General features: G+C 37.3%; 19 protein-coding genes. 11 read left to right on the forward strand and 8 right to left on the reverse strand.

Going from position 1 to position 19470, the window contains the following annotated elements; all coding sequences use genetic code 11:
* Window positions 1-64: 64 nt before the first annotated feature.
* From ICG50_RS12230 to ICG50_RS12265, 8 genes are all read right to left on the reverse strand, one after another.
* The gene (locus tag ICG50_RS12230) at window positions 65-979 is read right to left on the reverse strand and encodes a fumarylacetoacetate hydrolase family protein (protein ID WP_187661187.1); all 915 of its coding nucleotides are present in this window, start codon (window positions 977-979) and stop codon (window positions 65-67) included.
* A 43-nt stretch (window positions 980-1022) separates the two neighbouring features.
* Window positions 1023-2138, reverse strand: coding sequence for a cupin domain-containing protein (locus ICG50_RS12235; protein ID WP_187661188.1), 1116 nt, complete (start codon window positions 2136-2138; stop codon window positions 1023-1025).
* Between the two features lie 10 nt (window positions 2139-2148).
* A complete protein-coding gene (locus ICG50_RS12240) occupies window positions 2149-3129 on the reverse strand; it encodes a carbon-nitrogen hydrolase family protein (RefSeq protein WP_187661189.1) in 981 nt (326 codons plus the stop codon).
* Window positions 3130-3154: 25 nt separating this feature from the next.
* A complete protein-coding gene (locus ICG50_RS12245) occupies window positions 3155-3577 on the reverse strand; it encodes an acyl-CoA thioesterase (protein WP_187661190.1) in 423 nt (140 codons plus the stop codon).
* Window positions 3578-3620: 43 nt separating this feature from the next.
* Window positions 3621-5210 (reverse strand): AMP-binding protein, encoded by a 1590-nt coding sequence (locus ICG50_RS12250; RefSeq protein WP_187661191.1) that lies wholly within the window; start codon window positions 5208-5210, stop codon window positions 3621-3623.
* Between the two features lie 41 nt (window positions 5211-5251).
* A complete protein-coding gene (locus ICG50_RS12255) occupies window positions 5252-7552 on the reverse strand; it encodes an oxidoreductase (protein ID WP_187661192.1) in 2301 nt (766 codons plus the stop codon).
* Window positions 7553-7596: 44 nt separating this feature from the next.
* Entirely contained in the window at window positions 7597-8202 is a 606-nt protein-coding gene (locus tag ICG50_RS12260; protein ID WP_187661193.1) for a flavin reductase family protein, read from the reverse strand.
* 178 nt (window positions 8203-8380) lie between these two features.
* A complete protein-coding gene (locus tag ICG50_RS12265) occupies window positions 8381-9037 on the reverse strand; it encodes a DUF2238 domain-containing protein (protein WP_187661194.1) in 657 nt (218 codons plus the stop codon).
* Between the two features lie 331 nt (window positions 9038-9368).
* Between ICG50_RS12265 and ICG50_RS12270 the strand changes: the two genes are divergently transcribed.
* The 11 genes from ICG50_RS12270 to ICG50_RS12320 all read left to right on the forward strand — a co-directional run bounded on the left by ICG50_RS12270 (window position 9369) and on the right by ICG50_RS12320 (window position 19465).
* Window positions 9369-10580 (forward strand): helix-turn-helix domain-containing protein, encoded by a 1212-nt coding sequence (locus ICG50_RS12270; protein ID WP_187661195.1) that lies wholly within the window; start codon window positions 9369-9371, stop codon window positions 10578-10580.
* Window positions 10581-10710: 130 nt separating this feature from the next.
* Window positions 10711-11487 carry a hypothetical protein gene (locus tag ICG50_RS12275; RefSeq protein ID WP_187661196.1) on the forward strand — a complete coding sequence of 259 codons (777 nt, stop codon included), beginning with the start codon at window positions 10711-10713 and terminating at the stop codon, window positions 11485-11487.
* Window positions 11488-11497: 10 nt separating this feature from the next.
* The gene (locus ICG50_RS12280) at window positions 11498-11983 is read left to right on the forward strand and encodes a copper resistance protein NlpE (protein WP_187661197.1); all 486 of its coding nucleotides are present in this window, start codon (window positions 11498-11500) and stop codon (window positions 11981-11983) included.
* 2 nt (window positions 11984-11985) lie between these two features.
* Window positions 11986-12441, forward strand: coding sequence for an META domain-containing protein (locus ICG50_RS12285; RefSeq protein ID WP_187661198.1), 456 nt, complete (start codon window positions 11986-11988; stop codon window positions 12439-12441).
* A gap of 36 nt (window positions 12442-12477) precedes the next feature.
* The gene (locus ICG50_RS12290) at window positions 12478-13737 is read left to right on the forward strand and encodes a carbohydrate porin (protein WP_187661199.1); all 1260 of its coding nucleotides are present in this window, start codon (window positions 12478-12480) and stop codon (window positions 13735-13737) included.
* 34 nt (window positions 13738-13771) lie between these two features.
* Entirely contained in the window at window positions 13772-15469 is a 1698-nt protein-coding gene (locus ICG50_RS12295) for an amidohydrolase (protein ID WP_187661200.1), read from the forward strand.
* A gap of 25 nt (window positions 15470-15494) precedes the next feature.
* A complete protein-coding gene (locus ICG50_RS12300; RefSeq protein ID WP_187661201.1) occupies window positions 15495-17363 on the forward strand; it encodes an amidohydrolase in 1869 nt (622 codons plus the stop codon).
* 11 nt (window positions 17364-17374) lie between these two features.
* A complete protein-coding gene (locus ICG50_RS12305; protein WP_187661202.1) occupies window positions 17375-17743 on the forward strand; it encodes a hypothetical protein in 369 nt (122 codons plus the stop codon).
* Window positions 17740-18195 (forward strand): META domain-containing protein, encoded by a 456-nt coding sequence (locus ICG50_RS12310; RefSeq protein ID WP_187661203.1) that lies wholly within the window; start codon window positions 17740-17742, stop codon window positions 18193-18195. The genes ICG50_RS12305 and ICG50_RS12310 overlap by 4 nt, the downstream gene beginning before the upstream one ends.
* Before the next feature lie 300 nt (window positions 18196-18495).
* A complete protein-coding gene (locus ICG50_RS12315; RefSeq protein ID WP_187661204.1) occupies window positions 18496-18915 on the forward strand; it encodes a phosphate-starvation-inducible PsiE family protein in 420 nt (139 codons plus the stop codon).
* A gap of 1 nt (window position 18916) precedes the next feature.
* On the forward strand, window positions 18917-19465 hold the full coding sequence (locus ICG50_RS12320; RefSeq protein ID WP_187661205.1) for a hypothetical protein: 549 nt from the start codon (window positions 18917-18919) through the stop codon (window positions 19463-19465).
* Window positions 19466-19470 lie beyond the last annotated feature (5 nt).

Genomic DNA, 19470 nt, shown 5'->3' on the forward strand with positions numbered 1-19470 from the left:
GCAATTAAAACCGAATGTCCACTGGACATTCTCCTCTTAATATCAAATCTAACGCATTTAAGTGCTATTTAGAAATCTCCTTAACAGTATTCACAATGGTTCCAATGCCTTCCACTGTTGCTTCAATCACATCGCCATCATACAACCATTCCTGCGGATCACGTCCTGCACCAACACCTGACGGAGTTCCGGTGGCAATGATATCGCCGGGTTCTAAAGTAAATACGATACTCAAATCTTCAATCAAATCATTGATGTTGAACAGTAAAAATTGGGTGTTGGAGTTTTGTTTTTCCACACCGTTTACTTTTAAGGATAAGTTGAGGTTGTGTGGGTTTTCGATTTCGTCTTTGGTTACTAATATTGGTCCCATTGGTGCAAAAGTATCTTGTCCTTTAGAAACAATCCATTGGCCTTCTCTTCTACAATCACGTGCCGAAATATCATTAATGACAGTATAACCAAACACATAATCCAATGCGTCTGCTTTCGGAACGTATTTTCCTTTTTTGCCAATGACTACCGCCAATTCTACTTCCCAATCCAATTGCGAAGTCAGTTTGGTGTTCTTAATGATTTCGGTATTGGTTCCGGTAACAGTAGTGGGCGGTTTCGAAAAGATAATCGGTTTCTGCGGAAGCTTTCCTGTAGTATCCAATGTTCGAGCACTTTCTGCTACGTGTTCGGTATAATTCAAACCAATCCCGATGATGTTCTTTCTCGGTTTTTGAATAGGAGCGAGGATAGTCACTTCGTCTAAGGAATAGGCTATTTCTTCAAAGAAATTTTCCGGTGTATCGGCGACCATATCGTTTAATTCTTCCACCAATTCGATGCCCATATCAATCAATTCGAGCATGTCGCTTGGTAACGGGAAATTGGATATTTCGCCAAAGTCTTCCATATCGATAACTTGGTTGTTGTGGAGGAATCCTAAACGGGGTTCTGTGTCGGCGGTTTGGTAAGTTAGTAGTTTCATTTTTTAAAGGTACTGAGGCGCTGAGGCGCTGAGGTTCTGAGGTTTATTTAGTAATTAATTGATGTCCGTTGTTTTCTTCATATACTCTTCCTTGGAATAATCCCAAAGATTCTATTACCGGTAAATCGTTGAAGTTGAACAAGCACGCATCTTCGGTATCGGAAGCGTTGTAGTGTTCGTGCCACGCCCAAGACGGTACACAGAAAATATCGCGTTCTTTCCAATCAAAGCGTTGGCCGTTGATTATGGTGTAACCACTTCCTTTGGCACATTGGTACACAAAAGAACCGGTATGTTTGTGGGCTTTGCCTTTGAAACCGGCCGGTAACAATTGCATGGCCGCACCCATAGTTTGCATCACATGACCTCCGGTTAACGGATTGGAATATTGCATTAAGAAACCATCAAACGAATTGATTTCATTGACTTTAGCCACTTCCAAAAGTGTTGGATATACTTTACTCCAAGAGTATTTGAACAACGGAGAATAAGGTTTGTCCCAAGTTTTATCAGCCGGAATTAAACCTGCGCCACCAAAGGTCATAGGAGAATGATTGACTGCTGAAGTCAAAGGCTGTTTTCCGTCATAAACTGCATAATCATTGGCTTCCAAAGCATTCACCAACGGAATATCTAAACCATCTTGCCAGATACAGGTCTGACCATCGGCTTCTACTCCGTGTTCGTGCCAGGCAGAGTTTGGGGTAATCACAAAGTCGTTGACTTCCAACATGATTTTATTTCCATCAACAACCGTGTATCCTTTATTGCCTTCCATGATAAAGCGTAGGGCAGAAGCGCGGTGTCGGTGAGCCGAAGTACTTTCGCCCGGACGAGTCACTTGGATACCGGTGTATAACCAACCTACAGCAGCTGAAACGTCTTTTCTTTTGTCGTTGACCAAATAAACTACACGTCTTCCGGCTTGTTCGGGCGTTACGAGTTCGGAGGATTTTAACACCAGACTTCTTAAATCTTGATATTTCCAAAGCATTGGAACCGAATTGGCGCGTGGTTCCCATGGTTCAATGTCATTGGCTACTGTCCAAAGTGCACCGGCACCAAGGGCTTCGAGTTCTTTATAATAAGCTTCGAGTTCGGGTGTGTCTTGTACTCTGGCGCGACCGATAACGTCGTCTGAATAGTTGTTTGTTTCCATAGTCTTACTACTATTTTTTATTAAACTCCTCGTGATTATCTACAAAGGTAATCTTTCTCGTTGGAGCGGTATTGACTCTTAAATCAAAAATATCAAAGCGGTTGTAATGTCCCAGAATGTCGTGCATTTGTTTAGGTTGGATACATTTTTCCAAATCGATATCGGCGTAAATAATGCCTTCGTTATCAATTAGCGGTTCGCCAATTACAGCGCCATTCGGACCAATAAATCCTGAGAAGGCTGAGCTTTTACGCGTTAACAATTCATCCACATTCGGTACATCTTCGCGTAGAGCATCTTTGATTTCTTGAGAAATGGTGGAACACGAAACAATCGTGAATAATTTACCCTCGAAAGAATGGGCTGCGGCCCGAATCTTAATCGCTTCTGCCATGTCATAATCCGGTGGCGCAACGGGTAGCGAAATGTAGTTGGCAATGTGTACCAATTCGCCTTGAGACAACAACGTAAAACGGGCTAAAGTATTCGTGTTTTCACCACAAGCTAACGTTCCTATTGGACCAACTTCGGTATCATAAACTTTTAGCGAAGAACCGTCGCCGGAAGTCCATGTTAGTTTTTCGGCCCATGTTGGGACAAGCTTTCTGTGTTTGCCGATAAGATTTCCTTTGTTGTCAATGATGAGATTGGTATTGTAAATTTCGCCATAACTGTCGCCGCGTTCATTGATTCCGATGACGATGTGCATGTTGTGGTCTTTCGCGGTTTGGAACAACGGTTGCATACTTTCATCAGTAATGGCAACCGAGTTTTTATACAATTGCTCGTACCATTTGCTGCCTTGCACCGGAGTCATGATCCAGTTCCAATAAGGATAACCGGCAATGAATACTTCGGGGAAAGCGATGAGTTGGGCGCCATTATCGCTGGCTTCTTTGACGAAGGAAATTACCTTTTCAATCGTTTTTTCTACGTTGAGAAAAACGGGTGATGTTTGTACAGTGGCGGCTTTGAATTTTTTGAATTCCATTCTAAATTATTTTAAATTTTGAATTTTAAATTATGAATGAGGAAAGCTTTTTCTTCATTTCCTCGTTAAACGGTTCCGCTTTGATAGCGTCTCTGCCGTTGTTGATAGCTACGTTGACCAGGGTCACTTCGCCTTCCAAACAAGTGTTACCTTGTTCGTCTTCAAAACGGAAACCGCAATTTACGGAGGCACTGCCGAGTTTGATTACCCAAAGTTTTTTGGTTAAGACTTCGCCTAAGCGTGCCGCTTTTTTGAACTGTACTTTCAAATCCACGGTTGGAATCCCATTGGTTTCGTGGATTTTGGAAAATGGTCGGTCGAGTGCTTCTTCAAACCAGTCTTCGACTAAGTCATTGAGCATTTCCAGGAATCGTGGATAGAAAACAATTCCGGCGTAATCGACGTGTTTGAAACGTATTTTTTCTGTTTTGGCAAAATAGTTGTTCATTTTTTCAATTTTCTTTTCTCTTTATTCTTTTTTTCTAAAAAGCCTATTTTAATTTAAAACGCTGTATTTTTCCGGTCTCCGTTTTAGGTAAAGCTTCGGTAAAATAAATCACTCTTGGATATTTATATGGCGCGGCTACTTCCTTGAACCAGTGTTGAATATGGTTCTTCATGTTATCGGTAGCTTTACTTTGTTCTTTTAATACAATGTGGGCGCAAACCAGCATGCCTCGTTCTTCATCGGGCAAACCGACTACGGCACATTCTAAAATTTCTTCATGGGTCAAAAGCACGCTTTCGACTTCAATCGCCGCAATATTATACCCCGAGGAAATAATCATATCATCGCCTCGAGCGACAAACCAAAAATAGCCTTCTTCATCTTGGCGGAAAATATCGCCGGTGACATTCCAACCGTTTTCGACGTATTCTTTTTGTTTGTCAATTCGGTTCAAATATTTACAACCGGTAATGCCTCGAACGACTAATCTTCCGGGTTCGTTGGTAGCTACATCATTTCCTTCTTTGTCTACAATTTTAGCTTCATAACCGGTAATTGCTACTCCTGTAGCACCGGGTTTCATATTGGCTTCATTGGATGAGATAAAGATATGCAACATTTCGGTTGCTCCGATGCCGTCAATGATTTTTAAACCGGTGGCGTCGTGCCAATCTTGCCAGACTTTTAATGGTAAAGTTTCTCCGGCTGAGACACATTTGCGCAAACTTGAAATGTCAAAATCGGCTACTTTCGTAGTGATGATGCGCCAAGCCGTTGGAGCCGTAAAACAAATGGTAATTTTATAATCTTGAATCGCTTGTAAAAGCATGTCCGGACTTGGTTTTTCAATTAAGAAAGTCGAAGCACCGAAGTACATTGGGAATAAAACTAATCCGCCTAAACCAAAGGTAAATCCGAGTGGCGGACTTCCGGTAAAGATGTCGTCTGCTGTTGGTTGGAGTGAATATTGCGGAAACGCTTCGCAAATATTTAAGATGTCTTTGTGGAAATGCGCGGTCATTTTGGGTAAACCGGTTGTGCCCGAAGTAAAGCCGATTAAGGCGATGCTGTCGGATTTGGTGTGGTAATTGGTGAAAGTTGTTGGTTTGTTTTCCATCAATTCTTTCAACTGTGAATTGCTATAGAAACAAACACTTTGTAAATAGTCTGATTTGACCAAATGCATTTCGTCTGCCAAACTATGGTCGCAAATAGCATGACTAATTTCGGCACAATCTATAATGGTTGTCAATTCTTTGGCGCGCAACAAAGGCATAGTTGCCACAACAATACCGCCGGCTTTTAAAATAGCAAACCAACAAGCTACCATCATCGGGTTGTTGGCAGAGCGAATTAATACTCGGTTGCCTGACTTTAATCCTAAATCTTCCACTAAAACATGTGCAATCTGATTGGCTTTTTCGTATAAATCTTGGTAGGTCCAAGTGGTTTCAAAAGTGCGAATGCAGGTATTGTTTCCACGACCTTCTTTGATGTGATTGTCTAAAAGTACATCCACACAATTCAGCATTTCCGGTCGGTTGAACTGCGGTAAGTCAAGAAAAACATAGTCGGGCTGTAACTCCGGGCTAGGCAAGTGTTGGTGGGCAAAGTTGTCGTCGTAGTGTTTCATTTTTTAGGTTCTAAGGCGCTGAGGCGCTAAGGTTCTAAGGTTTATTCTTTCTTATTACTTTTAGGTTTTAGGGCTTTTTTCATGCCTTCGGTTTGTTTTCTTTCAGCTGCTTTTAGCGGATAGAGATGTGAACTTCCGGCTTTGTATTGGTTGGGTATATCATTAGCTTCAAATTGCTCATAGGCTTGTGCGTTGCGAACGAAATTGGCATCTGCTAATAACGGTCGGCCCAGCGCCACCAAATCAGCTCTACCGTTTAAAATAATGGTGTTGATTTGGTCAATATCCTGAATATAACCGGTGGTTATGGTTGGAATGTGAACCGTGTTTCGAACTGCATCTGCGAAAGGCGTTTGCCACATTCTGCCGACTTGCGGTTTCTGATTGGCTACCGTATTTCCGGTAGAAACGTTGATGATATCGGCGCCGGCGTTTTTGAAAGCGTTGGCTATGGTGATCACTTCTTCTTCAGTGATTCCGTTTTGTGCCCAATCGGAAGCGGAGATTCTAACCGACATGGGTTTGTGTTTTGGAAAAGCATTTCGCATTTCGTTGAAAACCCTTAGGGGAAACTTCAATCGGTTTGCTATGCTTCCGCCAAATTCATCTGTTCGAACATTCGTCAAAGGCGATAGGAAAGAGGCTAGTAAGAATCCGTGGTGCGCTTGTAATTCGATTAAGTCAAATCCGGCAAGGTTGGAATTTTTGGTAGCTTGGACAAATTGGGAAACGATTAAATCCATGTCTTCGAAAGTCATCTCTCTTGGAACAGGAAGTTTGTCATTGAACGCTATTGGCGAAGCCGAAAGTAAATCCCAAGGCAAATCAATCGGTTCGTTTTGTCCTTCCCAAGGTTTTTTCGTAGCGCCTTTACGGCCGGAATGGCCTAACTGAATTCCGATTTTAGTTTGGGTGTTTTGATGGACGAAATTGGTTATTTTTTTCCAGTCAACTAATTGTTCCTGAGTGTAAATACCGGCGCAACCTAAAGTGATGCGTCCCGTTTTTGAAACGGCTGTCATTTCGGTAATGATTAGTCCGACACCGCCGGTGGCCCGACTTCCGTAATGCACCAAATGCCAATCGGTTACTTTACCGTCAAGGGCAGAATATTGTCCCATTGGCGACATGACGATTCGGTTTTGCAATGCTAAATCGCGTAGTTTAAACTTAGTAAACGCCGCAGGCAAAATTTGACTATTGTCATTGCTATTGTCATTGAACTCTTGAAGGACTTTATCGGTAAAAGATTTGTCTCTTAGTCTTAAGTTTTCAAACGTTACTTTTTTAGAACGCGTCATACAGCCAAAGGCAAACTGGTAGAACGGGTGTTGGTTATTCCTATCCATATTTTCAAACCAATCGAGTGATACTAGAGCAGCGTACTGAATCATTTCAACCGTGTTTCTTCGGGTTTTTTCGTATTGTTCGAATGCGGCTTGCACATTGTTCGGGTTGGCAATTACAGCATCGGATAAACCTATGGCAGAATCCATAGCCAATTTGGTTCCCGAACCGATAGAGTAGTGCGCGGTGGCTTTGGCATCGCCTAATAAAACAATATTCTTGTGAAACCATTTTTCATTGGTTACATGCGGAAACTGACGCCAATGTGATTTGTTGGAAATCAGCGGATGTCCGTCGAGTTCGGCTTTGAATATTTCAGCAATTTTGGCAATGGTATCTTCTTCATTGGTCACTTCGAATCCGTGTTTTTGCCAGGTTTCATCGCTGCATTCAAATATCCAGGTACTCATGCCTTCTTCGTATTGATAGGAATGGGCAACAATTACGCCATGTGGTGTAGTTCTGAAGAAATAGGTGAAGGCATTTAACGGTTTGGTTGAACCTAGCCATACAAAGCGGTTTTTCTTTAACGTGATTTTGGTACCGAATTCTTTTTCGTATTGCGTTCTGATACCACTGGCAATTCCATCAGAAGCCAGAATGATATCGGCATCTTGGTATTGGTTTATATCATCGATGTTTTGTTCGAAATGCAGATTGACGCCTTCTTCGAGACAACGTTGGTGTAATAATTTTAATAAAGTCTTTCTCGAGCAACCGCAAAAACCATTTCCGGCGATGCTCACTTCTTGTCCGTCACGCGCTATGATGATGTCATCCCAATAGGCAAATTTACTTCGAATTAACTCATACGATTGCATGTCGCGTTTAAGGAATTCGCCCAGAGTTTCATCGGAGAACACTACGCCAAAACCAAAACTATCGTCGGGTTTGTTGCGTTCGTACACGTCGATTTGGCAATGAGGCATTGCTTTTTTGGTTAGTATGGAAAAGTAAAGTCCGCCCGGACCGCCACCTATAACTGCTATTTTCATTCTTTTTAAAGGTTCTAAGGCTCTGAGGTTCTAAGGTTCTAAAGTTAGCCTCTTTTAATGGAGAACAATTCTCCTAATTTGGCATAATTAGCACCGGCTAATCTCGAGATGGGTTTATAGGTTTCTAAATTGATTTTGTAATGGTCTAACAACACTTCATCGTCAAAATGCATCATGACGATTCTGCCGATAATGATACATGCGCCACCATTTTTATGGTCTTCGAGGAAGTAATGGTGTACCAGTTCGCATTCGAAAGTAATTGGACTTTCTTTGACGCGCATGGGTTTCACTTTTAAAGATGCTATTGGTGTAACACCTGCTAATTCGAATTCGTCCACTTCAGACGGAACCGATTGTGCGGTGGTATTCATTTGCTCTGCTAATTCTTCCGTTACCATATTTACTACGAACTGCTTGGTCGCTAAGACATTGTTTAGCGTGTCTTTATTGGTGTTGTTGCCTCTTCCGGTAGCAAACATTACGTGAGGCGGATCTTCGCCAACGGCATTGAAATAGGAGAAAGGCGCTAAGTTGTTGATGCCTTCTTCGCTAATGGAAGAAATCCATCCGATAGGTCTTGGGATAATGGCGCCGGTTAGTAGTTTGTAAACAGCCGAATACTCGAGCTCATTAGGATCAAATAGCATGTTGTTGTTTGTTTACTACAAATTAAAGCTATTTTTTTTAATTTTTTTAACTGATTGCTATTTTGTAAAGGGAAATCTTGAGAATAATGCATAGTGCAAACCACGAGATTTAGTATTAACAGTCACAAGGCTATGTGACAATAAAATATGAATTTAAAAGCTTGTTTTATGGGATAAATTAAGCGTTTTCTTTTTCGTGAATTTTAAAAGCTTTTTTGACTAATGATACTATAGTAGTAGCAATTATAGCTCCGAGAAACGCCAAGAATATATCCTTTTGCGCATCCCAAATATCGCCTTGAGTACCCAGGTAAGCAACGCCTTGTGCCGGAAAAAACAAATCGGCTACGGCCCATTCGATGAGTTCGTAGAACCCGCTTACGGATAAGGTGATTTCAATAGGCAAGACCCAAGCCACCATGTTAGGATATTTAACCCATTTTAAGAACAATTCTCTCATCGGGTAAGCCAATAAGAATCCGAAACTAAAGTGTACTATGCGGTCGTAATGATTGCGTTCCCAACCCATATAATCTTTTAACCAATACCCAAAAGGGTTTTCGGCATAAGTGTATTTGGCGCCATAAATATGCAGACACAAGTAGACGCAAATGAGTAAATAGGAGAGGTCGCTGAATTGGTATTTTTTAAAAGAAATGATAAGGAAGGCAAAGAACAAAACCGTCAAGGTGTTTTCGAGCAACCAGTTGTTCATGTCGTTGGTTCCGATTAGCGTGCTTATCCAAATGATGGTGAATACACTCAGGAAAATCCACAACCAAGGGTTTTTGTTAAAGGGTGTTCTTTCTTTGGAAATGGCGATGGTAAATGGCATAATGAATCGGTTTAGAAAACGAATATATGGAATTCCTTTTTGTGATTTGCAAAAAAGACCGCAACAGTAGTAAACTATCACGGTTTTTCAATACAATTAACTTAACTGAAATCTAATAATAAAAACTATTTCTTTTACCAACTTGGTGGTAATCGTTTCTTTTAATTCAACAATGTTAGGGATGTTTTATGGCAGAATTTAAAACAATATTTTACTAAATTTTTGTTATTCAATGGATTATTTTTTCTAAGAGGTTTTTTAAATTTTAGTGGAAAAGACTTTGTTTTTATTGAAATATTTTTACTTTTATTGAAGTGTTAGTTTGACAATTATGGATGGCTTTTTAATCTGTTTTAGTATAATCTGTTTTTTATTAGCAGTTTTAGCAAGTTTTATCTTGTTTTTTGTTAATAAAGAGCAAGTTTTTTGTAATAGATTGATAGGACTGGTTATATTGTTATTTGGGTTGCAAAATCTTATAAGTTTTTTGGTTTTCAGCGGATTAATGATCAAGATACCTCATATTTATAGGGTTTTGGGTCCAACAACATTATTAATATTGCCCTTGAGTTATATTTATGTCAGAGCTGTTTTAAAAAGTGAAACCTCTTTCAGAAAAAGTGATTGGATACTATTGATTCCTTCGGTGTTATATGCTGTTAATTTAGCACCAGTTTATTTTTTACCTTATGAGGACAAACTGATTTTAGTAAGAAACTATCTTGCAAACCCTAGGCTTCAAGGACAATTCAATGAAGGTATTTTACCTCCTTACGTTTTGTTATTTATTAGAACGATTTGGTCTACCGTTTTTTTGATCATGCTGTTTAACTCATTAAGACAGTTTAAAAAAAATGTTGACAACAAGATATTGGAGATAAATAAAGATTTGCTTCAATGGTTGACTAATTTTTCATATGTTTTGCTAGCCTTAGTTTCTGTTTTTATTATTCATGCTATTATTGCTCCAATTTTTAAATTAGATACCAAAATAGGGGATTACACACTTGTCTTTGCAGTTTTTATACTGACTTCGATTTTATTTGCAAAACCCAGAGTTTTGTATGGGTTGTATCTTCCAACTAGTGAGTTAAAATTTATAACTGATTACGACCCAAAAATAGATAATACTTCGGAAAAGAATACAGAGGTTGTTGGAATACATGTTTTAGATAAACAAAAGTATTTGAAGAAAATACTAGAAAATCAAGAATATAAAGAGGCTATAGAACAGTTCTTTAGAGCCAATTTGCCTTTTTTAAATCCTAACTATAGTTTAGATAATTTGGTTGACGACTTAAAAATTCCAAAGCATACTTTGTCATCCTTTATCAATCAAGAATATGGCATGGGCTTTAGAAAGTTTTTGAATAGCAAAAGAGTTGAATATTTACTAGAAAATTATAAAAAACCCGAATGGAAAAACCATACATTAGAGGCAATTGCTAATGAATCGGGGTTTAAAAACAGGTCCACTTTTATATTAAACTTCAGAGAGTTTACTCAAAAAAAGCCATTAGAATACTTCAAAGATAAAGCTTGATTTCTTGGTTTTTTTATGTTTTCATACAAATTTTTTTTGTTTTAATACATTTTAAAAAATGTAATTATCTTACGGTTTTTGCTTACAAAGTATATTTGTTAGAGCATTTACCTAACAAAACAATTGTATTATGAAAACAGTATTCTATTTGAGAAGTTTATTATTGGCATCATTTCTTTTTACATCAACAATTCAGGCACAAGATACCGGTGAAGGAAAAAAAGAGATTGACCCATCCAACCCCACAAATTTATACACCCAAGTTAATGGAAATTTAGAATACCAAGATGGAAAGACAGCCAACTTGTACGGTTTAAGAGTAAATGTTCAGTATGCCTTTAATCCTGATAATCTTATGTTGTTGGAATTGCCATTATTGCACAACGATTTGACCAATAAAACCGGATTTGGTGACATGAGAGTGCGTTATTTTCACGTGGCTAAAAAAGGAATTACCAAAAATTTTATTGCTATAGTTCCCTTTGCCGATATTTCAATTCCAATAGGAAATTATGAAAACGGATTAGGAACCAGTTCTTGGTCATTGGCCGGTGGAGTTGTAGGAGGTTTTATAATCAATCAAAAACTCTCTTTATTTCCGGGTGTAAGTTATGTTCACATTACAAAGCCAAGTACTGATGTTATTCCAGAAGCTTTCAAATATTCTTCGGATGGAATTGGATTTCAATTTAATGCCAGTTACAAATTCAGCAAGAGTACATTTATGTTTGTTAATCCAACACCTACTTTGTTAAACACAAACGGAAATTGGAAGACATTTTGGTCAGGTGAATTTAATTTAAATCACATTATTACACCTAATAAGTTTAAGATGAATATTGGATGCTCACCAAATTTTACTAATGATATATATTTATATAAAATAGGTGCGACGTTATTTATTTAAAGTAATCTTTATGAAAACAATAGTTTCCTTTTTAGCGTTATTGACTTTAATAGGATGTAAAAAAGAAGTTGAGCCTACCATTGATGTTGACAAAGCTAAAGTTGACACCCTAACTACACCCGAACCGAGTATAGTAAAGCAAGATACTATAGTTGCTACAGTAGACAATTCCAATACTTCTCTCGATTGGAATGGCGTTTATAAAGGAGTTACACCTTGTGCAGATTGTGAAGGAATTGAAACAGAAATCACTCTGAATAAAAACCTAACCTATAAAAAAACGACTAAATATCTTGGAAAAAAAGACACTCAAATAAATACTGTAGAAGGAAAATTTGTGTGGAATTCAGACGGGATAAATATCACTTTATTAGGAATTAAAGAAGCACCAAGCCAATATCTTGTTGGAGAAAATAAACTTTTTCAGTTAGATAGGAGCGGCAAACGAATCACCGGAAATCTTGCTTCTACCTATATATTGATAAAAACAGAATAGCCATGAATACATTAAAGAAAATATCGCTAATTATTATCACTCTAATCATGAGTATGGGCTGTTCAACACCAAAGAATATTCCAGCCAATAACGAATCAGAAGTTAATTACCCATTAACAGAAACTTATTGGAAACTTATCGAGCTAAATGGTCAACCCGTAACCGCTGTTGAAAACAGAAGAGAAGCTTTTTTAATTTTAAAGAAAGACAACAATAGGGTTAACGGCAATAGTGGCTGTAATAATCTTAACGGATATTATCAATTGACCGGTCAAACAGAATTAACGTTTTCCAAAATGGCAACAACGATGATGGCTTGCAAAGATATGACTATAGAAAAGGCATTTTTGGAAACCTTACAAAGGGTTGATAATTATGCTATTAAGGGTAAAGTATTAAGTCTTAGCAAAGCCAAAATGGCACCAATGGCCAAGTTTGAGGTTGTATTTATGAAATAACAACTTTTTATCTCAATCAAACATTAATTAGGTAAAATGAAAAAAAAAATATTGTTTTTATTGTTGTTCAATTTTATTTTTTGTTTTTCACAAGAAAATGATAAAACAAAAAAGTCACTAGCTACTCAATCAAATTTAACCGGAGATTGGTTAGGTGCTCGACCTTGGCTAAGTGATAATGGAATAACAATCCTACCGCGTATTACATCATTCTACGAAGGAATGTCATCAGGCGATGGAGATAAAAAATTTGAATTTAGTGGAAAAGCAGATGTGCAAATTATTTTTAATGGCGAAAAATTAGGCCTTTGGAAAGGACTAAAAATCATTACTCATAGTGAACTCAATTATGGTCAGTCTACTATTGGCTATGGTGGCGTTTTATTGCCAAAAAACACTGCGCTTGCTTTTCCTGGTATGAATGGATCTGATTATTTTGATATTTCTAGTTTGTTTATTTCACAAAGTGTTGGTAGTAATAAAACGCTAATGGTAGGTAAAATAAATATGGTGGATATCGCATCTGGAACCAGATTTTCAGGCGGTGCAGGAATTGATAATTTTTTGAATGTGGCTTTTGCTGCGCCACCATCAGGATTAGTTCCTCCTTATATTTTTGGTTCGCTCTTTACAATAAAAACAAAACCCCTAAATTATACTTTTGGGATTTATGATCCTATTAGCGCAGTTAATAAATCAGGATTTGAAAATCCGTTTGAATCTGGAGTTACTTTCTTTTCATCTTTTGAAAAACCAGTAAAAATTGCCGGTAAAACCGGAGCCCATAGTTTAAAAGTGGTTTACAGTACTCAAAACGGAACAAGCTTAGAAAGTTTAGATGATAATTTGATTCTTCCACCTACTGTTGGAAACGAAATAGTCACCAAAAACAATCGCTATTATTTAGGCTATTCTTTCAATCAATATTTGGTTCAACCAACCGCTGATGTTGATAAAGGCTGGGGATTGTTTGGCACTATTGGATTTTCCGATAGCGATCCAACACCCATAAATTGGTCATTCCTTCTTGGTATAGGCGGTAATAGCCCAATTAAAAGCAGAAGTGCTGATGTATGGGGAATTGGATATTTTCACACTTCAATAAGTAATGGTTTAAAAGATTCTGCTCTTACGGCTTCTTTTGTATTGAATGATGAAAGCGGATTGGAAGCATTTTATAAAGCCCAATTATTGCCTTGGTTTAAATTAGGTATCGATTTTCAAATGATAAATCCTGTATTAGATAAATGCAAACCAGCATCGTTCGTTGGTTTGAGAAGTTCCATAAAATTATAAAATACATATTAACTTAATTACTAATATAAACAACATGAAAAAACTAATCACATCATCATTGCTTTTACTAGCTTTAGTAAGCTGTAAAAAAGAAGAAGTTACTAATCCTGCTGACACCATATACTTTGGAGGCGATATTGTAACTATGGAAGGCGAAGAAGCTCAATACGCAGAAGCCGTTGCCGTAAAAGACGGAAAAATTCTTTTCGTTGGAACCAAAGACGAAGCCGAAAAATTTCATGGAGAGAAAACTGAAATGAAAGATTTACAAGGGAAAACTCTTATTCCAGGTTTCATTGATGGTCATTGTCATTTTGCTGCCTTTGGCTCACAAGCTATTTCCGCTAATTTATTAGCAGCACCGGATGGTAATTGCAACACTATGGATGATTTAGTAAACGAACTAAAATCATGGCATCAAAAAAATGGAACTGATAAAACCCAAGGGTGGATTATTGGAATTGGCTTTGATGATGCGGTACTCAAAGAGAATCGTTTTCCAACAAAAGATGATTTAGACAAAGTATCCAAAGACATACCGGTTATGGCAACTCATATTTCAGGCCATTTTTGTGTAGTAAATACTAAAGGATTAGAACTATTAGGTATTACTGCAGCTACAAAACAACCTGATGGTGGAGTAATTAGAAGAGTAGCAGGTACTATGAATCCTAATGGTGTTTTAGAAGAATTAGCAGCCATTCCACACATGATGAAACTAGTTGCACCACCAGATAGAAAACTAAGTGATATGTATATGGATGCCGGACAAAAAATGGCAGCTAGTTATGGCTACACTACTTGTAACGAAGGAAGAGCAACAAAAAATCATGAGCAAATGGCGGATTATGCCCAAAGAGGGAAATTGTATTTAGATGTTAACTCATGGATTGATTACTCTTGTCCGCAATACATGAAATCAGAATGGTACAGTAAAGAATACAAAAATCATTACCGAATTGCGGGGTTAAAACTTACACTTGATGGTTCACCTCAAGGAAGAACAGCATGGCGTAAAGACCCTTATTTAATTCCGCCGGATGGTCAAAAAGAAGGCTATAATGGTTATCCTGCCATTCCAAAAGATGAGGATGTACAAAAAATTGTAGATGATGCTTTTGCCAATAATTGGCAGTTAAAAGCACATACTAATGGTGATGCTGCAGCCGATCAATTGTTTAGAGCGGTTAATAAAGCTTCTAAAAAGTATGGTAACAAAGACAGACGTACAACATTAATACATGGTCAATTAATTAGAATGGACCAATTAGACAGTATCAAAAAATATGACATAGTTGGTTCATTCTTTCCAATGCATACTTTTTATTGGGGCGATTGGTATAAAGAAATTATTGGCCCGGATAAAGCACAATTAATAAGTCCGATAAACTCTGCTTTGAAAAAAGGAATTCGTGTAACCAGTCATACTGATGCGCCAGTGGCGATGCCAAACTTAATGATGATTATGTACACCACCGTAAATCGAATCAGCAGAAGCGGAACTGTAATTGGTCCGGACGAAAGATTAACCCCTTATCAAGCATTAAAATCAATTACGATTTGGGGCGCAGAACAATTTTTTGAGGAAGATAATAAAGGAACACTAACTGTTGGTAAATTAGCTGATATGGTAGTATTAGATAAAAACCCTCTGAAAGTTGATCCTTTGACATTAAAAGATATTAAAGTAACGGAAACTATTAAAGAAGGAAAATCAATTTTCAAAAAATAGAAATCATTAACTTAAAACTATCATTATGAAAAAATTAATTTACAGCGTGATTGGTTTGATATTGTCAAGTTACTTTAGTTATAGTCAAACTTTGCAAGACATGAGCGGTTCTATGACTGCAGAAAATCAAATCGTAATTTATACTGCCAAAGAAATCATCACAATGGATACAGCAAGGCCTAAAGCTGAAGCTGTAGCTGTTCAAAACGGAAAGATTATAGCGGTTGGGACCAAAGAAGAAGTGGCTAAAATAGTAGGAGATAGAAAAGCACGATTAGATAAAACTTTTAATGATAAGGTCATAGTCCCTGGTTTTATAGCACAACATGACCATCCAGTTTTGGCGGCTTTGTCTATGGCTTCGGAAGTACTTTCTATTGAAGACTGGGAATTACCTAATGGAACTGCCGCAGTCGTAAAAGATAAAAATGATTTTATGACCCGTTTGGCAGCCGCCGAGAAAAAAATGGAAGATAAAGAGGAGGCTTTGGTTACCTGGGGTTATCATCCAAGTTTTTATGGGCCACTTACTAGAGCCGATTTAGATAAAATTAGTACAACTCGACCAGTTTTAGCTTGGTTGAGAAGTTGTCATGAGGTGGTGATGAATACCTATGCTATGGAAAAAAATGGCGTAACAGCCGATCTTATTAAATCTTGGGGAGAATCTCCACAAAAACAATCGAATTTTGCAGAGGGTCGTTTTTGGGAACAAGGCATGTTTGCTGTAGCACCCAAAATTGCTAATCTATTGGCTACTCCAGAAAAACTTGAAAAAGGCCTATATATTGTAAGAGATTATCTGCATTCTAAAGGAATTACTTTTGGAAATGAACCTGGAGGTTTGTTAGTAAAACCTTTGCAAGATGCTGTTAACAGTGTGATGTCGTCGGAGGAGATGCCTTTCCGTTGGAGTTTTATTGCGGATGGAAAAACCTTATGTGATAAGTATAAAGATGACAAACAGGTTTTAGAAGAAGCAAAAAAACTAGATAGTTGGTATTATGGTAAAACTTCATTAGGTAAAAACCAAGTGAAATTGTTTTCAGATGGTGCAATTTATTCTTTGTTAATGCAGGTAAGAGATCCTTATACAGATAAGCATCATGGCGAATGGATGACCGATTTACCCGTTTTTGAACGTGCTTTCAAAATATTTTGGGATGCTGGCTATCAAATTCATGTGCACGTAAATGGCGATGCTGGATTGGATCGTGTTTTGAATACGCTTGAAAAAAACCTAAAAGCAAATCCTCGTGAGGACCATCGTACTGTTATTGTACACTTTGCTGTGAGTGCCAAAGACCAAGTAGATCGTTTGGCAAAGTTAGGATGTGTAGTGAGTGGAAATCCATATTATCCAGTGGCATTAGCAGATAATTACAGTAAGAATGGTTTAGGGCCGAAAAGAGCCGATAGTATGGTTCGAATGGGTGATGTTGAAAGAGCCGGTGTGTCATACTCTTTCCATAGTGATATGCCAATGGCACCAGCCGACCCTTTGTACCTGATGTGGTGTGCTGTAAACCGTCTTACTACAGGAGGAAGAGTTGCTGCTCCAGAACAAAAGGTATCAAGAGAAGGTGCCTTGAAAGCCGTTACAATTGATGCCGCCTATTCTTTAAAAGTAGAAGACCAAATGGGTTCTATTGCAATTGGAAAGTTAGCCAACTTTACCATTCTTTATGACAATCCTGTAAGTTGTGAAGCTATGAAAATTAAAGACATCAAAGTATGGGGAACTGTTGCAGAAGGAAAAAAACAACCAGTAGGTTTAAAAAATACTAAAAGCATCCTTGGAATGAATAATCAAAAAGACTCTGATGGATTGGCTGAAGAAACTCTAAACCATGTAATGAAAATACTATCGGCACATAGTGATGATCAACACTAATAGTAGTACTCATGGTATTGTTTTTTCAAATTTTATGGGCAATAGGATGCATAGCTTGGAATATGTACGGTTTATATCTGATTTCAAACGGTCAAAAACCGATAGGTCCAACTGCAACTGCTTTTGGAGCTGTACTATGTGCGGTCTTTGCAATTCTCTTTTGGTGGTTTCTTAAAAAAAACCTGAAATGGCCCTATATTATTTTCTCTGCTGTTGCAGCTTTGATGGCGGGTTTTGTGATCTACGGCTCTTTTACCAAAGACCTTTCTTTATGGCCTTCTGAAAGTTGGCGCTGGGCAGGAATTCTATTAAACGGAACAGGATTGATTGCCTGTGTGGCCGGAATATTTAGAATGTGGAACAAAAAAGATGTATTATGAAAAAATATTTATTTCTTACTTTACTATTTTCGGTTATTGTATTTACGTCTTGCCATACCAATAAAACAGCTGTAACTAATGCAACAACGAATACAATGAAAGCTAACTTAATTGATGGTACTTGGGAAGTCAATTATATATTGAATACTCCTAAACCAATTGGAGAATTATTTCCAAATGTAAAACCGACTATCACTTTTGATTCTTATAAAAATGCTATTTTCGGTATGTCCGGTTGTAATAATTTTAACGGAAAATGCACTATTGAGGCAAATTCCATTAAAATAGAATCAGCAATAGCATTAACTCGTAAAATGTGTCCTAATATGTCAGGTGAACAGGCTTTTTTGGAAACCTTAAAAAAGGTAAATTCTTATTCTGTCTCCAATCAAGGTAAAACATTAAATTTAATAATGGGAGATATCGCAGTGATGCGACTAGAGAGAAAATAGTAAAATAACTGAAATTATAAAAGAAGGAAAATTGATATTTAATAAATAAAATATAATTTACAAAAATGTCGTTTAACTTTAACTAGAATTTTTATTTAAATATCCATATCTCCTTACCACAAGAGATGTACTTTACATAACAAGTGGAGGAATGTTGGTTTTTGGAACATACCGATTTAATATTGGAGTTGCCCATAGAGTAAATGATGTGATTGGCAATCAAAAAAAGTTGAATATACAACGGAGTAACTTGGACTGGTGCTACCAAGGCAATTGATTTTATTAAGTAAAACATTAATTATGAAAGATAAAATTGTTCACAAATCAGAAAAAATTATTTATTTAATCCTAACAATAATTTTACTGTTATACATTGTTTTTCAAATAGTTGATTTGGGATATCAGTTTGTGATTGCTGTAAGTAATTACAATTTTGGAAATCCGGACGTGCTTAATAACAAAATTTTTTCAACGGTAGCCGTGATTTTCTTTAATATTTTAATTTCGATTGAGATTTTAGAAACTTTTAAAGAACACGAAAATAATGTTGAATACAAATCCAAAATAATCATACTTATTGCCATAACGGCTATGACTAGAAAAATCATCACTATTGATGTAAAACACCTAGATTACCTTACTGATATTGGTATCGCTGTATTGGTATTGAGTTTGTGTATCGGGTATTATTTTATTTCAAAAACAACTAACAAAAACTGACATGAAATTTATTCAATTACTCACAATCGGGTTGTTTTTTTCGACAACCATTGTATTAGCACAGGAAGAGAATCATCACGCATTTAAACCGCATCACTCTTTGGGCTTAATGATTAGTCATACCCAAATTAGTCAAGGTGTTCAAAGCAACGGTGACAAAAAATGGTTGTCATTACCTTCTTGGGCTATTAACTACAATTTTAAATTTAGTCCAAAATGGGCTGTTGGTTTGCATACAGATATAATTGTTGAGGATTTCGCTGTTGAAGAGCATTTAAAAAGTTCCAGTGGCGAAGTATTGGAACGAAGTTATCCTATTGCTACTGCTGTAATGCTTTCGTACAAACCGGGAAAACATTTCAGCTATATGTTGGGAAGTGGAGGCGAATTTGCCCATACAGGTGATTTATTCTTATTTAGAATCGGAGTGGAATATGGTTATCATATCTCAAGCAATTGGGAACTCAATGCCAATATTACCAACGATTTAAAAGTTAATGCCTATAATTCTTGGGCTATAGGTTTTGGAATTACGAGAGTCTTTCATTAAAAAAA

The organism is Flavobacterium buctense, assembly GCF_014486695.1.
GTDB lineage: Bacteria > Bacteroidota > Bacteroidia > Flavobacteriales > Flavobacteriaceae > Flavobacterium > Flavobacterium buctense.

Bases quoted from the DNA above. Each gene is read 5' to 3' on its own strand.
- ICG50_RS12230 (WP_187661187.1), bottom strand. From the start codon at position 979: ATGAAACTACTAACTTACCAAACCGCCGACACAGAACCCCGTTTAGGA.
- ICG50_RS12235 (WP_187661188.1), bottom strand. From the start codon at position 2,138: ATGGAAACAAACAACTATTCAGACGACGTTATCGGTCGCGCCAGAGTA.
- ICG50_RS12240 (WP_187661189.1), bottom strand. From the start codon at position 3,129: ATGGAATTCAAAAAATTCAAAGCCGCCACTGTACAAACATCACCCGTT.
- ICG50_RS12245 (WP_187661190.1), bottom strand. From the start codon at position 3,577: ATGAACAACTATTTTGCCAAAACAGAAAAAATACGTTTCAAACACGTC.
- ICG50_RS12250 (WP_187661191.1), bottom strand. From the start codon at position 5,210: ATGAAACACTACGACGACAACTTTGCCCACCAACACTTGCCTAGCCCG.
- ICG50_RS12255 (WP_187661192.1), bottom strand. From the start codon at position 7,552: ATGAAAATAGCAGTTATAGGTGGCGGTCCGGGCGGACTTTACTTTTCC.
- ICG50_RS12260 (WP_187661193.1), bottom strand. From the start codon at position 8,202: ATGCTATTTGATCCTAATGAGCTCGAGTATTCGGCTGTTTACAAACTA.
- ICG50_RS12265 (WP_187661194.1), bottom strand. From the start codon at position 9,037: ATGCCATTTACCATCGCCATTTCCAAAGAAAGAACACCCTTTAACAAA.
- ICG50_RS12270 (WP_187661195.1), top strand. From the start codon at position 9,369: ATGGATGGCTTTTTAATCTGTTTTAGTATAATCTGTTTTTTATTAGCA.
- ICG50_RS12275 (WP_187661196.1), top strand. From the start codon at position 10,711: ATGAAAACAGTATTCTATTTGAGAAGTTTATTATTGGCATCATTTCTT.
- ICG50_RS12280 (WP_187661197.1), top strand. From the start codon at position 11,498: ATGAAAACAATAGTTTCCTTTTTAGCGTTATTGACTTTAATAGGATGT.
- ICG50_RS12285 (WP_187661198.1), top strand. From the start codon at position 11,986: ATGAATACATTAAAGAAAATATCGCTAATTATTATCACTCTAATCATG.
- ICG50_RS12290 (WP_187661199.1), top strand. From the start codon at position 12,478: ATGAAAAAAAAAATATTGTTTTTATTGTTGTTCAATTTTATTTTTTGT.
- ICG50_RS12295 (WP_187661200.1), top strand. From the start codon at position 13,772: ATGAAAAAACTAATCACATCATCATTGCTTTTACTAGCTTTAGTAAGC.
- ICG50_RS12300 (WP_187661201.1), top strand. From the start codon at position 15,495: ATGAAAAAATTAATTTACAGCGTGATTGGTTTGATATTGTCAAGTTAC.
- ICG50_RS12305 (WP_187661202.1), top strand. From the start codon at position 17,375: ATGGTATTGTTTTTTCAAATTTTATGGGCAATAGGATGCATAGCTTGG.
- ICG50_RS12310 (WP_187661203.1), top strand. From the start codon at position 17,740: ATGAAAAAATATTTATTTCTTACTTTACTATTTTCGGTTATTGTATTT.
- ICG50_RS12315 (WP_187661204.1), top strand. From the start codon at position 18,496: ATGAAAGATAAAATTGTTCACAAATCAGAAAAAATTATTTATTTAATC.
- ICG50_RS12320 (WP_187661205.1), top strand. From the start codon at position 18,917: ATGAAATTTATTCAATTACTCACAATCGGGTTGTTTTTTTCGACAACC.